Raw genomic sequence first — 14681 nt, forward strand, 5'->3', positions numbered from 1 at the left:
GAGGAAAAAGGAGACGCCCGTGAACAAAGACCAGATGTACCACAACATCGCCCTTGCCTGCCTCAAAACTCTTAGAGAGGGAGGCAACGCAGAAGCAGAAGACAAAGTTAAAGTTCTCTATAACGCCATTGACGAGGCATTTGAATCGCAATTTGCCCTGATGGTTGCGGAACTGGAAGACGCCCGCGCGCGTCTTACTCATATCGCCGCGCTGGACCCTGCACATCACTCTCTGGACGATGCTCAGGCAATCGCTAGCGCAGACGGCACAGCCCACTAATTAAAACGACTTTTACTGCAGCAGGAGTTGGCATGTTCTCGCCTCGCTACTGGACTTTTATTCTTATTGTATTGGCAGCTTTTGGATACTCTATGTTCCGCATCTCACAATCCCCTGACCTGATCGTAAGCCCTGCTGACGCCTACAGTTACCGATACATGGAACTGGAAAACGGTCTGAAGGTAATGCTCGTGAGGACTCCAGAGGCAGACAAAGCAAGTGCGGCGTTGAGTGTGAATGTTGGCAGCATGGACGATCCTGAAGGTCGCGAAGGTCTTGCTCATTTTCTTGAGCATATGCTGTTTCTTGGCACCGAGCCTTTTCCTGAACCTGACGAGTATCAGCAGTTTATAAAACAGAATGGAGGTAGCCATAACGCCTTCACTTCCTACGCTCAGACAACCTATTTCTTTGACGTCGACAATGAACAACTGAGTGGTGCGCTGGAACGTTTCGCCCCCTTCTTCATCTCACCGACGTTTAATGAAGCCTACGTTGACCGAGAAAAAAACGCCGTTCATGCTGAGTACAGTGCCAACCTCAAAGAGGATGGGCGCCGTATTTTCTCAGCGCAGAAAATGGCGATGAATCCGGAATTTACATTTTCCAACTTTTCGACGGGCAACCTGGACACACTCAGCGACCGCGATGACAGTAAAATCCGCGACGAGCTGATTAGTTTCTATAAGACCCACTACTCTTCTGACCGCATGACTCTCGTTATTGCTGGTGATTACGAACTTGATCAGCTGGGCAATAAAGCGCGTAACCTTTTTTCTGATGTTCCGAAAAGAGATGTTCATTTCGAACGGCCAGATGTTCCCGTATTCGTACCGGAACAACTGCCACTTGATATGCATATTAAGCCGGTCAAAGAAATCCGAGAGCTTCGCTTTACCTTTCCTCTGCCAGAAATCCTTTCACAATATCAGCACAAACCAGTCCAATTGCTTTCAAACCTGATTGGTCACGAAGGTGATGGCAGTATTCTTGCGCTACTGAAGAAAAAAGGCTGGGCTGAATCACTCAGTGCTGGGCGCTCTCTGAGCACCCGTCACGCATCCACCATGGTCGTCGGTATTGGCCTGACCAAGTCCGGGCTGCTTCATCAGGAAGAAATCACCTCCATCCTGATGGAATATATTGATCTGATCCGCACTAACGGCATCCCGGAGTACATCAAAGAAGAGCAAAAGATGCTCAATGAAATGACCTTCCGTTTTCAGGAGCATGGGCCCATTTCAAACTACACCACACGCCTGAGCAGTAACATGCTGATATTCCCTGTCGAGGATACTGTTTACGGCGATTACCGCTCCGAGCCGGCATCTGATGAGTTGATGAGCAAGTACCTATCAAACCTGACCGCGGACAACATGCTGCGCGTTCTGATCGCACCAGGAGTCGACACAGACACGACTGATCCCTGGTACGGAACCGAGATTAAAATACGTCCGTCGGATTACCGGAAACCAGAAACCTCTGAGTGGACCGGCGCACTGCATCTGCCCAAAGCCAACCCATTCGTACCGGAGAATCTGGAGACTGCCCCTGGCGAAGCATCAGACACACCGGAGCTGGTCGCATCCGAAAACGGTTACCAGCTCTGGTATTACCCCGAGCATGAGTTTGATGCACCCCGCGCTCAGGTACTGATCAGCATCAAAGTACCGGAGATTAAAGACAGCGCTGAGCAACGTGTTCTTGCGCGTCTCTACGCGCGAACGGTCACAGAGGCTCTCAATACCTACAGCTACCCTGCCAGTCTTGCAGGATTAAACTACCGCCTCTCAGCCACCAGCGACGGGCTGGAAATCGCGGTTGGCGGTTATTTCGATAAGCTACCTGTTCTTCTTGAACAGATATTTACCGAAATGAAAAACATGAACATCAGTGGCGAAGAGTTCAATCGTTATCAGGCAAGTCTGATCCGTGCGCTGGAAAATAACCTGAAAGCGCGCCCCTACCAGCGGACTCTGGCGGACCTGAAAAACTGGATCATTGAGCCGTCTTTCAGTGATACGGATCTCTTACCGGTTGTGAAATCAGCCACGAAAGAAGCGCTGGAACAGTTTGCTGCTCAATTAGGGAACACGCTTTCTGTGACAACGTATGTGCACGGTACGCTAAGTGCTGAATCTGCAGAAAATATTGGTGCAATCACTCAGAAATATTATCCCGCCAATACCGTGACCGATGCAGATTCAAGACTATTGAAAGCGCCCGCCGGACAATATCAGCAAGCCGTCGTTCAGGACCATCCTGATAAAGTGATGACTCTGTACCTGCAGGGCTCTGACACCTCAGATATGGCCCGTGCAGAAGCTGGTTTGTTGGCTCAGATGATTTCATCGCCCTACTACCAATATATGCGTACAGAACAGCAACTGGGTTACATTGTGTTTGCTACCGCGTATCCGCAAAAGTCTGTTCCGGGTCTGTTATTCATCGTTCAATCGCCGACAGCCAGTCCCGAAGAAATGATGAATCACAGTCGCATATTCTTCCGCGATTACGAAGGTAAGCTGGAGACAATGTCTGATGAAGAATTCGCCTTGTTTCAAGAAGGGCTGATTACGCGCCTGACCGAAAAGCCTAAAAACATGGGAGAAAAAGCCGCCAACTTCTGGGCAGATCTCTCGACGGAAAGATATACCTTTGATACCCGCCAGGCGATCGCGGATGAAGTCGTTAATATTACTAAGACACAGATTCTGAACCTGTATCGCAGAGCCGTATTGAACAACGAATGGAGCTGGTTGCTGTTCGAGAAAGGTGGAAAAGTTAATGATATGACGGCTCTTGAGACGCTTGACCGCAGCAGCCTGGAGCAGTTTGAGCTTCCTGAGTACCCACTACCTGCCGTAAGTGGAGGACATACGACAGAAGATGGTGGAGACGATCAGGATTCCGCTGAATAATTCGATAAGGAGAGAATATGAACGCGTTTATTACCGGAGCAGCCTCCGGTATTGGCAGAGCAACGGCAGAAGCCTTGATTAACCGTGGCTGGTCTGTCGCACTTGCAGATCTCTTTACCGATGATCTTGACGCTGTGCAGGCTCAGGCGCCTGGACGCGTCCATATTTATAAGCTGGATGTGACGGATGCCGACGCTTTCGAGCAATCAGTAAGTGATTTTGCGGATAAACATCACGGACAACTAAGGCTTCTGTTTAACTGCGCTGGCGTACTTGAGGTCAACCGTTTCACCGACATCAGTCGTGAGCGCCACCAACAGATTCTTGATATCAATATTAAAGGCGTAATTAATGGCTGTCAGGCAGCTTACCCTTACCTGAAAGCAGCACCTGAAGGTCAGATTATTAATATGAGCTCTGCATCTGCAACTTATGGCATCCCCGAGTTTGCAGTGTATTCAGCATCGAAATTTGCCGTGCAGGGCTTAACCGAAGCGCTCAATCTTGAGTGGCGAAAAGACGGCATTCATGTCGGAGACGTAATGCCTCCTTTTGTGAAGACACCGATGCTGACATCTCAAAAACATGGCGCCCATATTATCGACGCCCTCGGTGTCAACCTGACCGCCGAGGATGTGGCTGAAGCAGTGATGAAACAACTGTCAAGGAAGCTAACACACAGGACAGTCAGCCTGCAGTTTACCCTGCTGTATCTGTTAGGCCAGATCAGCCCCCGCCCAGTGACCGGCTGGCTGATTCGCCTGCTGAGCCGGAGCTGAGCCTCCGGGTAAATTATGCAGTTTCTTCCGGGGTTTGAGTCCCCGGAGGGTTCACATCGAGAAGATAATGTCCATGCACTGATTTGCTGCTCAGGTCGACCACCACCACCATAGCAACACCCTGATACTGGCTATTGATCAGTACATGCTCATATTCGTTTCCCATGCGGTAAACGTGGGTCACCTGACCTTCACGGCAATCAAATATGCCAAAATGCTCTGCTGGGATCGCCTGCACATAAATCCAGAAATCCGGAGTGGGTGTGCTGTCCTCTACCCGCGCAGGAGAGAAATGCGTGGCTTTAAACTCTTCAGGTGTTAGTAATCGGGTCTGCATCAGAATAGGTTCTTTAGTTTATCTTTCGCTTGATCTTTCAATTCTTTCTTCCTTGCCTCTGCTTCTTTCCGCGCTTTCTCTTCTGCGGCTGCTTTTTCAGCGTCGAGCTTTTCCCTCGCTTCACGTTCCTGCTGTGCTTTAAAGTCTTCCAACTCAGCTGAAGCGAGATCTTTCAGGGCGGAGAGTTTATCATCAAGCGAACCTTCCATCGCGGCTAACAGTTGCAGTTCGTCTGCATATTCACCTGCATATTCTGACATGGTGTCATTCAAACGGTTTTTCAGCCTCTGCTCAAACTCATCCTGCTTGGCACGAATACGCTGACTGATTGCGCTATTAATCTGGCGATCCAGGTCCGACCCAAAAGATACATCCGGATTCTTCAGGCGCCCAGTCACTCCAGCGTCGACATTAAAGGTATTGATGCCCTGTAGCGCGCCATTAAGCTCTCGTGCAAACAGAGTCTGCCCGTCACCGGTGAACTTCGCCTGCGTAACATTGGCGTCAAGGTCGGCGTCCAGTTCGCCTCTGATGACCTCTGCAGTGGCATCCAACTTCACTCGTGAAGACGCAAGCTTTGCTCCCGCGACACCGAGATTCAACGGCGCCATTTTCCAGTCACTGATAGCGAGCGTCAGAGTGTCTTTCGAATTACCAAGAGTATGATTCAGTACCAGACGTCCATCCAGATCACCGATTTTCTGCAGTCCATCACCGCTGGCCGTAAACACCGCAGGTCGACCAGTTACAGTCTGTTGGTGAGTAATATCACGCCCGGAAATAACCAACTGGCCTCCATCAAACGGGCCGGTCAGTCGTGCAGATCGAATCATAAAATCTGGCCATGGATCGTCACTCGGAAAGTGTACGAAACGCCCGGCTAGCCGTGGCGCTTTTTCATCTTCCTGTTCGGCCGCGTCCTCCTCGCTGTCTGACTCGAGGTATGGCTTTATCTTTTCATACCAATACAGGGCCTCTCGGGCCCAGTTAGCAGCATCATCACCGAACAGCAGTCCGGTGATATTGGATACCCCAGCGCCACTCAGCTGATATTTGTCTTTCAGGTAGGCAAGATCCTCGGACGGAGCATTGCGAAGCGCAGCAAGCTTCTCAGACACTTCAGACTTGGCAGAACGAACAACATCACGAGCGTCTCGGACTGCCTCGCGATCCTGCTTAAACTGCTCTTTAAGATCATCCAGTTTCTTCTTCCGTTCACGAAAGTCTTCTAAAGACTCCAGCCGCCCGGATGTAATGGCTCTAATACGGTCTTCGTACTCGGCAATTGAATTATCGTCAGGAACCTTGTCAAAGGCCTGGTCGACACGTTGACTGTTTTCACTCCATGCAGACTTCAGGGCTTCACCGGCCTGGGGTGTGCCCAATGTCTCTCTGGCCAACACTTCGTCAACAGATGGCAGTGCTTCAGACGCTTTCTCTTTCAATGATGGTGATTTTTCTTCCTCATCCTCGGTCGTTACGACCTCTAGTGCGCCACTGGTTTCACGCTCTGTATGAAACCTCAAATTCGATACCGACAGTTCATTGCTGATCGCTTTACCGATCATCAGCGGTGCCAGCTCAAGGTCCGCAATGGCTTCATCGAATTCAAGCAGATTCATCATGGGCGCGCGTGCATCTGCAACCTGCAACCCTTGAAGACGAACGCCTAAAGGCGAGAGGGTAACGTCTGCATCATCAACGGTGACTTTAGCGCCAGCTAATTTGGTGCCCGCGAATTCAATTCCAGACTTAATAAGAAACGGCAGCAGGAAAATAAACAGGGCAGCAATCAAACCCACGACAGCCAGGAAGCCCAAGAGGCCTGACCAGCGCATCCATTTAGTCATGAATACTCCGAAAATTTGCTGTAGATAGACCAGAACTTAGTCGCTTTGAGTGCCTGAACAATTTTTAAGCGGTTAACCCAGTTCAGAACACGCTTACGGTACTGCAGAATAAGAATACGGCTGACCAGCGTCACAGGTACCAATAAGCAAACTGAAATAACGAGCCCCCCCATCGCCACCGTGTTATTGAAAGACGATATTCTCATCCAGTCATTCTGGTACAGCTGAGTCCAGGTATCGGTGAGCGAGGGTAAGGTTAAGAAGTATTCACCCAGTTCTGCCGATACAGGATCGAGTAGATAACCAATAGCAGAAAATACAACCACGCCCAGAATAAAGGCACTGAAGTTGACGCGAAGAATACAGGCCAGAAGTAAAACAACGAGATTGATCAGAGAGAATAAAGGCGTAAACCCGGGGATCATAGCCAACGCAAAGCCAAATGCGACTTGGCCCGGTGCAGCTTCTGAATTCAGAGCTTTAAATAGTCTTGCAAGTAACGACAGCATGTCTGCACTCCGTTGGTCGCCAATCAGGGTATCCAGGTAGCCACTATAAGAGCGCGGGGACGATAAATCAAAAGCGCAATGACGGTAAACTAAGCAGCCAGTTTCAGTGCCCCGGCAGGGCTATTCGAACCCGGGTACCACGCCCCTCTTTACTGGCAACATTGAGTGTACCTGCATGCGCTTCAACAATGGAGTGTGCCACTGAAAGTCCCAGGCCGATTCCCTCCCCGACTTCACGTGTGGTGAAGAAAGGATCAAGAACCTGGCTTACCTGGTCAGGAGCCATTCCACACCCCGTATCCTGGAAGTCGATCAGCAGTACTGAATCCTGTCTCCAGGCTTTGATTCGCAGGCTGCCCTTGTCCACACAAGCCCTGACGGCATTATCTATTATTGCGGAGAATACTCTTCGCATCTGTTCGGGTTTGACCTTCACTTTACCGTCCAGTTCAATGTCGTAGGTTATCTCTACCTGGCGGGATTGTGCTGGTGCTACATCGCTGACCACCTGCTCAAGGGTTTCTCTCAGGTTTATTTCTTCCTCCTCCGATTTGTCCAGCTCGGAGAATAACTTCAGGCTACTGACGATGTGCTGAATCCTGAACAACCCTAATTGTGAATCCTGTAACAGCGCTTTCATATCCTGATGAACGAAACCAATGTCTTCATCCTTCTCGAAAGCTTCCAGTTCATCAAGAACCTCCTGACGTTGTTCAGATTCATCCCCCTGAGTCTTCAGGTATCGCGAGAATAGTTCAGCCAGTTTTACATAGGTCGCGGCGTATTCTTTCATCGTTGTCATATTGGCTGTAACGACGCTCATCGGATTGTTTATCTCGTGCGCAACCCCAGCTGCCAGGTGACCGATAGAAGCCATTTTTTCCGTCTGTACTAACTGTGCCTGCGTATCTCTCAGTGACACCGCCATCTGATTAAATTGTTGAGCCAACTTCCCCAGCTCGTCCTTTCGGTTTACGTCCACAGATACTTCGCGATCTCCTTCAGATATACGCTCAATACTCTCAGTCAGACTAAAAACAGGAGCAGCAAGGTTATGAGACAGACGACGGGACAACACAAATGTCATGATCAGGACAACAAGCGTTATTCCCCAGCCTCCGTATCTGAGCTCTCTGACAGATTGCAGAACAACGTCTTTATCGCGACGCTGAACAAGAACCGACTGTAGTACTGGTACCAACCGTATACTGACCAACCAGTCGCCCTTCCAGTAATCTAATTCTCCGTCGAAGTCAGTCCCCAGCATGGCACCGGACAGACGCTTTCCCAGAGAAGAGGTTCGATCGACAGCGTCATCGTTAAAGAGTGATTTATAGCCAACGGCTGTTTTCTCCGAATAGAGATTCACAACCTGGCCGCTATGACTGTGAATCGAAAGCAGGCGCTCCAGTTCTTCAGGTTCAGGGATCAGAATAATGACACCTAGCAAGGTGTCGTCAACGACCGGAGCCGCAAGGAATGCATAGGTCCTTTCGTCCATATCGGTCGATGAGAAAGCGATGGCTGAGTCCATTTGCCAAAGGGCCTTGTTGTATGCTGCCTGCATTCCAGTGCCGATGTAGTCGATGTGCGTAATGTCTGCTCCATAAGCCTCACTCTGCACGGCTGAAAATACGACCTCTCCCTGCTTGTTGAGAATTAATAGATCGCGGAGACGATTTTTCTCTGCATACAATGAAAAATACGCCCAATATTTATCCTGCATATCCTGATAGTCCATAGAATAAAGTTCGTCTCTATCAAACACTGAGGAGAAGTCATTCAACGCGTCACGTAAGTATGGCGAGCGCGAAAATACCCGGACGGTTTCCAGAGGAGAATTCACGATCAGGCTGATATCGTGATGTAAACGCTTTGAGGATGAACTTAAATCGGCGAGCGCACGTTTTTCCAGCTGCCGCTCGGCATACATAAGCCCTATGAGTACCAGAAAAAAGGCAGGAATTAACGCAGTGATCATCATCCAGGTAAGAAGACGACCACGCATACTGCGAAACTCATATCGCTGCACTGCGTTGATAAAATTCTTTATCGAGACACCAGAGAGCTTCACAGCCATTCTTCCCCCCCTATACTGCCTGTGCGGTAGCGACCTCTATTATTTCTCCAGTAAATAGTGACGTTGTGAAGCCAGTCAGAGGGGCCTTCGCTGCCGGGAAACATCTCCGGGCGCAGCTTCGCATCCGACATCCAGAGCAATCTCTTTTCGCCCTGGTTGTTCTGTCCAATAAATAAAGTATGCCAGGTGCCTTCTTCATTAACGTCGACCGCCACCGAGCCTGCTGCACTCAGAAGATTCCGGCCCCGCAGTGCGTAGCTGATTTCTGCCGCAGTCATTTCTCTGTCGCGGAGCAGCGAAATCACCAGGTCTGCAGCTCCAACCGCCATCGCACTCAAAGCATCTGGTGTTGTGTTATTCACTGTAATAAAGCTCTTAAATTCGACATTTGCCTTATTGTGCGGGTGATCAAAATAGTGACTTACGAAATAGTAGTTACTGGCGACGGGCTGATCAGAGTCAGTACACAGTGAAAAAATCCGGATGTCCGCCTGAGAAAATTCAGACGAGAAGTTGGGGTGGCTCAGCCAGTCACATGCATCAAATAAAAGAACATCCGGTTGATAGTCTCTTATTTTTTCCAGTATTGATGGAACCTGTTCGTATGCGCCCAGATATTCCTCCGAAACCATCTCAATACCAGAAACAGGCAGAAGGTGTTGACGGAGCATACGCCCCAGCATACGAGAACGTATATCCTCACCCCCGAGGTACATTATGCTGTTGCCAAGGTGCTGCCTTACCCAGCTTAGCGAGGGGACAAGAAACTGATTGGGTACTGGTCCAAGGTGTATAAGCGAGGCACTGTCGAAGAGCCCCTCTGATGCACCGGGGTACAGGAAGGTCAGATTATTATTCTCGGCCAGTGGCAACACCTGTCGAAGACAGAAAGAGTCGCCACAGCCAATCACCAGGTCTGCTGGAGCCTCATCGGAGATACGACTGAATTCATTGGTTAGCTGTTCGGAAGGCAGGCTAGCATCGAAGACTGAAAATCTGAATGTGATGCCCAGGTCTGACTCAGAGGCTCTGAAGCGTGACTCAATCAGAGCCAGCATTTCCTGATCTCTGGCTGCCATGGCACCAGTGACATTTCCGACCAGAACGATATGCATGTGGGTGCCCGGAGTCATCACTGCGTACAGACCCCCACTGATCAGAATCGCTGCCAGAATCAGCAGAGCAGACTTCATCACCACAACCTCAATTAGACACCCTCTCTTTCTGAGACTAGCAACCAGAGCGGCAGGCAAAAGACCTGTGGGGTAAAACGTATGAAAAGTCAGGCAAAACAGAGGATTAGCGAGACGCCGTAACATGCATTCACGAGCAGGCGACACATTTTTTTACAAAGGTGGCCCTCTGCCCTGATAGTCAGTAGCAGTACACCTTAATACGTTCATTGATGGCATCAATACGGCGACGCGCTTTCTTCAGGTCGTCGAGTCCGGGCTGAGCACGATAACGGCCCTCACCCGAGCGATAGTCCTGCCGAGCCTGCCGACATTTTTTCTCGCGACTCGCCTTCAGTCGAGCGGCCTTCTCGTCAGCGAGGCGCTGTTTCTTTTTGCTCTCAAGCCGGGATTGATTGCGGGCTTTCCGGGCTTTGGACTCATCTTTGATATCAGGGATAACAGACTCGTAGGTACTGATAGGCGCTAAGTCCTTTATTGCATGCTCCCTGTTTTCTGGTGCCCGATCTGAAAAATGCAGTTGGCCATGCTGATCACGCCACTGATATATCTCGGCGCTGACTGGCAGCGCCACTAAAAATGTCATAATGATGTGTGACTTCATACCTTCCTCCCTGAAGGTGTGTGTGAATCATTCCATATGAACAACCCGTAACTGCAGATTTCGCTCACCACGAAACTCATTGATATCGAGCTGATAAACACAGGTGACCTTTTCGCGTGAATGGTCTGGCCACACCGACGTATCTATTCCGAACCAGATCGCATCAATCGCCTGGTCAGTGCCCTCCGGTTGAAGTACAAGCTTCAGATGGTTACCGCCAACTACACGTTGCTGAATCAGACGAAAATTTCCCGAGAACTGCGGCTCAGGAAAAGCCTGTCCCCAAGGCCCTCCCAGGCGCAGCGCTTCTGCCAGCGCCATATTGAAATCCGCGGCATTGAGCACCCCGTCAGTATCAAGTGTCTGTTGCAAGGCGTCTTCACTGAGCATGCTCTGGCATACCTCATCGAATAACGAGCGAAATCGCTCAAAGGTACCCGCGGCCAACGTCAGCCCGGCAGCCATAGCGTGCCCGCCAAATTTAACAATCAGACCTGGTGCCATACGGTCAACACGGTCAAGTGCATCGCGGATATGTAATCCGCTGATTGAGCGAGCTGAGCCCTTGATCTCGCCATTTTCACCACGAGCAAATGCAATGACAGGACGATGCAGCCGCTCTTTAATTCTCGACGCCAGTATCCCAATAACCCCCTGATGCCACTCAGAGTGATAGAGACAAACACCGTAACCCTCGGCCGGGCCGGTATCCATTCGCTCAAGTAAGACGAGTGCTTCACCTTGCATCGCCTGCTCAATCTGGCGACGGTCACGGTTAAATGCATCCAATTCGGAGGCTATATCCACAGCCCGGTTGAAATCGTCCGTCAGCAGACACTCAATTCCCAAAGACATATCATCAAGGCGGCCTGCTGCATTAATTCTTGGGCCGACAGCAAACCCCAGATCAGTAGAGACCAGCTGCCGATGATCTCTCTTTGCGGCTTGCAGGAGAGCAAGTATGCCTGGTTGGCATTTTCCGGCGCGTATACGCCGTAGCCCCTGCTCTACCAGAATTCGATTGTTCTTATCCAGCGGAACGACATCAGCAACGGTCGCCAGTGCAACCAGATCAATCAGCGACGCCAGATTCGGTGGCTGGCCGGTTCCGATTCGGTCAAACCAGCCGGCTTCCGCTAAACGCGCACGTAAAGCCAGCATCAGATAGAAAACAACAGTGCAGCCGCAGGCAGCCTTAGATGGGAAAGCACAACCGTGCTGGTTCGGATTTACAATTGCTAAAGCATCAGGCAGATCTTCTCCGGGCAGGTGGTGATCGGTCACCACCACAGGGATACCTGCTGCGTTTGCTGCCGCGACACCACTCACTGAGGCAATGCCGTTGTCGACGGTCATGATCAGGTCCGGTCGGCGCTCTACGGCAACCGCCACCAGCTCAGGAGATAAGCCGTACCCAAAATCGAAACGGTTAGGCACAAGGTAATCCAGATCCCTGGCGCCCATTATGGTCAGTGCCCGCAGAGCCACCGCTGTACTGGTTGCCCCATCGGCATCAAAATCACCGACGACAAGCAGCCGCTTTCCCTCAGTCACCACAGGTAAAAGCGCCGTTACCGCCTCTTCAATGCCGAGCATTTCATGATAAGGGATCAGGCCCGCTAACTGCAGATTAAGGTCGTCAACGTCAGAGATCCCACGACTCATATATACACGGGAAAGTACGGGGTGCAGGTCAGGAAGCGTCTTATCAGTATCTGCTTCCCGAACCCGTATTTGCGGCGCCTGACGCGTCATTAGAATCTCCGGAACGAGGAAAAACGCCTAGTTTACTCGGGCGGGCGAACCCGATCAAAGCTGGCAAAGCGCGGTAGACCATCTGCGGTCAGCCCCCGGAAGGTAAACCGAACGCGCGCCCCCAGCGCCGGTGGAGACTGTCTCTCTGCGTCTGAAAAGCCGGTACCAAGCAACATTTCCCGGCCGTTCTGCAGCCGTACCCTGAGCGCCCCCATCATCCCTTTTAAGCGCCCCTGCCCGGGCTCATAACCAGTCACGATGGCTTCTGCATCTTCCAGAGGGGTGACTTTTAGCAGGTCACTACTGCGGCCGGCGAAATAGAAGCTGTCCCAGCGATGCAGCATCAATCCCTCACCACCACGCTCAAGAACCTGCTGTAGCAGAGTATCCAGCTCCTGCTGAGAAGAAACCCTCAACTGCTCAACAGGGTGGAAGTTTTCATATGCCGCGACCTCTGACGGGTTACCAATCAGAGATATCAATGCCTGATAACGCTCATCGAATGTGCCGGGCAGCTCTGGTAAATCAAACACCATATACGAGACGTCCTGCCACAATTCACTGGTATCGCTGTCTTTTCTGCGGATAAGGCCACTCACTTCTGAAAATCGTCCATATCCCAGCCACAGCTCACCGTCCATAGGCTCATCTGGTAGTTGCGCCAGGAACCAGTCAGGTGCATTAATAATCCGCCCACTTCGGGTGACCAGTGACATGCCGTCCCAAAAAGCCCGGACACCATCATATTTCTCGCTGACACCAAACAGGTTGAGAGTTTCCTCACCCTGAAAACGTTTTGCCAGCATAAGCTGAGGAGGCATCTCACTGCGCTGCGTGGCCGCCCATACAGGAAGCATCCCGCCAAGAATAATGAGCATTGCAATGAAATATGGCATCCAGCCAGACATACCTATTCCCTTCCATGTTGTTATTATGTTTGCCATATTGATAGCGCGTTTGTGCACGCAGTAAAAGTATCTGACGCAACAACTACGACATTTTTATTAGGACTCGTGAACTGTATGGCATATTTTCTGTTGGGCCTCGGCAGCAATATTGACCCCAGAGAGAACCTTTCCAGAGCAGTAGACGCTCTCCACAGCCTCGGAGACATCGTCGATCAGTCGCCAGCGATTTTTACTGAACCCGTGGGAGATACCTTCACACACACCTTTGGCAACCAACTCGTTATTCTCGAATGCGGCCTGCCAGCTCCAATGCTGAAGCAGCGTCTGCAGAGGGTTGAAGAGCAGCTGGGCCGGGAGCCTAAATCACCGGCCAGGAAAACGCGGGACCGCACCATCGACATCGATATCCTTCAGGAGGCAGAAACCAGCATTACACCGCTGAAGCAGACACCACCCGAAGAAAGTTACTATCGTGAGGTCTACGAGCGCTGGAATCAGGCCGAAAACGTCTGATCGTAGCGATTAGCGACGAACCGGCCACCATCAACACGGGTCACGGAACCTGTAACAGCCTTAGCGTTCAACAGATAACGGCAGGCCTCAACGATAGCGCCATACCCCAACTCTTCACCAATCAAAGACTGAGACAGTACACGCTGGCGGTAAGCTTCGTCATGCTCTGGTAGAAACTGCACAGGCCCCGGCTGAATGACATTCACTCGGACACGCCCCGCCAGACGTTGAGCCATACTCAGTGACCAGTTCTGCAGACCGGCTTTGGCCGCGCAATACACCGAAAACCGTTGATTAGGAATATCAGCGTATATGTCACTGATGCTGATCATACTGGCTGCATCAGCCCAACAATCATTGATCGCATCAGTGATCATTACTGGTGCAGTCACGTGGACGTTCTGATGCTGTGCCACATGGCTTGCAAGATCTGACGCAGCGTTGTCGGGTACAAAGCAGGAAGCGTTATGAATAACTGCATCGAACGGGCCATGCTCCGGCAATGCCTGACATAGGCGAGCGATGTCGTGGGGATCGGACAAATCAGCCCGCAGCAACGTCAGGTGGGAATGTTCATCAAGCTCACTGCGCGTATTGTAATGAGCAACAACCGACCAACCTTCACTCAGATAGTGCTCAGTTAACGTTTTACCTAAACGGCGTGCACCGCCTGTTATGAAAATACGTTTTGCCATGAAAAGCCGCCAATCAAAACCAAGGCCAACCATGGTAACGCGGAAGATGGCAGGTGTCAGGGGAAGTCTCGCCCGCACCAAATTTCAGGCACAAAAAAACCAGCTCATTGGCTGGCTTAATTGTTGGTTGCGGGGGCCGGATTCGAATGGGGGCGCCTAGCTCGACGACCGCAAGGTCGGCATCCGCACCAAATTTCAGGCACAAAAAAACCAGCTCATTGGCTGGCTTAATTGTTGGTTGCGGGGGCCGGATTCGA

The 14681-nt window shown here is 50.9% G+C and carries 14 protein-coding genes; 4 read left to right on the plus strand and 10 right to left on the minus strand.

Annotation, left to right across the window (positions count from 1 at the left end):
• The first annotated feature begins 19 nt into the window (after positions 1 to 19).
• The 3 genes from B2R29_RS04930 to B2R29_RS04940 are packed head-to-tail and all read left to right on the plus strand — an operon-like array spanning position 20 to position 3980.
• Complete coding sequence (locus B2R29_RS04930; RefSeq protein WP_301180046.1) at positions 20 to 280, plus strand: hypothetical protein; 261 nt, start codon at positions 20 to 22, stop codon at positions 278 to 280.
• Positions 281 to 312: 32 nt separating this feature from the next.
• Positions 313 to 3201: an insulinase family protein gene (locus B2R29_RS04935; protein WP_301180047.1), complete on the plus strand. Its 2889-nt coding sequence runs from the start codon at positions 313 to 315 to the stop codon at positions 3199 to 3201.
• Between the two features lie 17 nt (positions 3202 to 3218).
• Complete coding sequence (locus B2R29_RS04940; protein WP_301180048.1) at positions 3219 to 3980, plus strand: SDR family oxidoreductase; 762 nt, start codon at positions 3219 to 3221, stop codon at positions 3978 to 3980.
• Positions 3981 to 3993: 13 nt separating this feature from the next.
• Here the strand turns inward: B2R29_RS04940 and B2R29_RS04945 are convergent, their stop codons facing one another.
• The 8 genes from B2R29_RS04945 to B2R29_RS04980 form a co-directional block, all read right to left on the minus strand.
• On the minus strand, positions 3994 to 4317 hold the full coding sequence (locus tag B2R29_RS04945; protein ID WP_301180049.1) for a hypothetical protein: 324 nt from the start codon (positions 4315 to 4317) through the stop codon (positions 3994 to 3996).
• Complete coding sequence (locus B2R29_RS04950) at positions 4317 to 6167, minus strand: TIGR03545 family protein (protein ID WP_301180050.1); 1851 nt, start codon at positions 6165 to 6167, stop codon at positions 4317 to 4319. The genes B2R29_RS04945 and B2R29_RS04950 overlap by 1 nt, the downstream gene beginning before the upstream one ends.
• Positions 6164 to 6676: a TIGR03546 family protein gene (locus B2R29_RS04955; RefSeq protein WP_301180051.1), complete on the minus strand. Its 513-nt coding sequence runs from the start codon at positions 6674 to 6676 to the stop codon at positions 6164 to 6166. The genes B2R29_RS04950 and B2R29_RS04955 overlap by 4 nt, the downstream gene beginning before the upstream one ends.
• A gap of 103 nt (positions 6677 to 6779) precedes the next feature.
• Positions 6780 to 8756: a sensor histidine kinase gene (locus B2R29_RS04960; protein ID WP_301180052.1), complete on the minus strand. Its 1977-nt coding sequence runs from the start codon at positions 8754 to 8756 to the stop codon at positions 6780 to 6782.
• Positions 8747 to 9949, minus strand: coding sequence for a transporter substrate-binding protein (locus tag B2R29_RS04965; protein WP_301180053.1), 1203 nt, complete (start codon positions 9947 to 9949; stop codon positions 8747 to 8749). Before B2R29_RS04965 ends, B2R29_RS04960 begins: the two co-directional genes overlap by 10 nt.
• A 181-nt stretch (positions 9950 to 10130) precedes the next feature.
• Positions 10131 to 10553, minus strand: a complete 423-nt coding sequence (locus B2R29_RS04970; RefSeq protein ID WP_301180054.1) for a DUF4124 domain-containing protein — start codon at positions 10551 to 10553, stop codon at positions 10131 to 10133.
• A gap of 27 nt (positions 10554 to 10580) precedes the next feature.
• Positions 10581 to 12308: a single-stranded-DNA-specific exonuclease RecJ gene (gene recJ / locus B2R29_RS04975; protein WP_301180055.1), complete on the minus strand. Its 1728-nt coding sequence runs from the start codon at positions 12306 to 12308 to the stop codon at positions 10581 to 10583.
• A 32-nt stretch (positions 12309 to 12340) separates the two neighbouring features.
• Complete coding sequence (locus B2R29_RS04980) at positions 12341 to 13216, minus strand: DNA ligase (protein WP_301180056.1); 876 nt, start codon at positions 13214 to 13216, stop codon at positions 12341 to 12343.
• A gap of 114 nt (positions 13217 to 13330) precedes the next feature.
• Between B2R29_RS04980 and folK the strand changes: the two genes are divergently transcribed.
• Positions 13331 to 13729 (plus strand): 2-amino-4-hydroxy-6-hydroxymethyldihydropteridine diphosphokinase, encoded by a 399-nt coding sequence (gene folK, locus B2R29_RS04985; protein ID WP_301180057.1) that lies wholly within the window; start codon positions 13331 to 13333, stop codon positions 13727 to 13729.
• Here folK and B2R29_RS04990 read toward each other — a convergent pair.
• Positions 13711 to 14424, minus strand: a complete 714-nt coding sequence (locus B2R29_RS04990) for an SDR family oxidoreductase (protein WP_301180058.1) — start codon at positions 14422 to 14424, stop codon at positions 13711 to 13713. The two genes, folK and B2R29_RS04990, sit on opposite strands and share 19 nt — an antisense overlap.
• A 13-nt stretch (positions 14425 to 14437) precedes the next feature.
• On the minus strand, positions 14438 to 14681 hold a 244-nt coding region (locus tag B2R29_RS04995; RefSeq protein WP_301180059.1), incomplete at its 5' end, for a hypothetical protein.

This window comes from Thalassolituus sp. UBA3500, assembly GCF_002377545.1.
In the GTDB taxonomy this organism is placed as follows: domain Bacteria; phylum Pseudomonadota; class Gammaproteobacteria; order Pseudomonadales; family Oceanobacteraceae; genus Thalassolituus.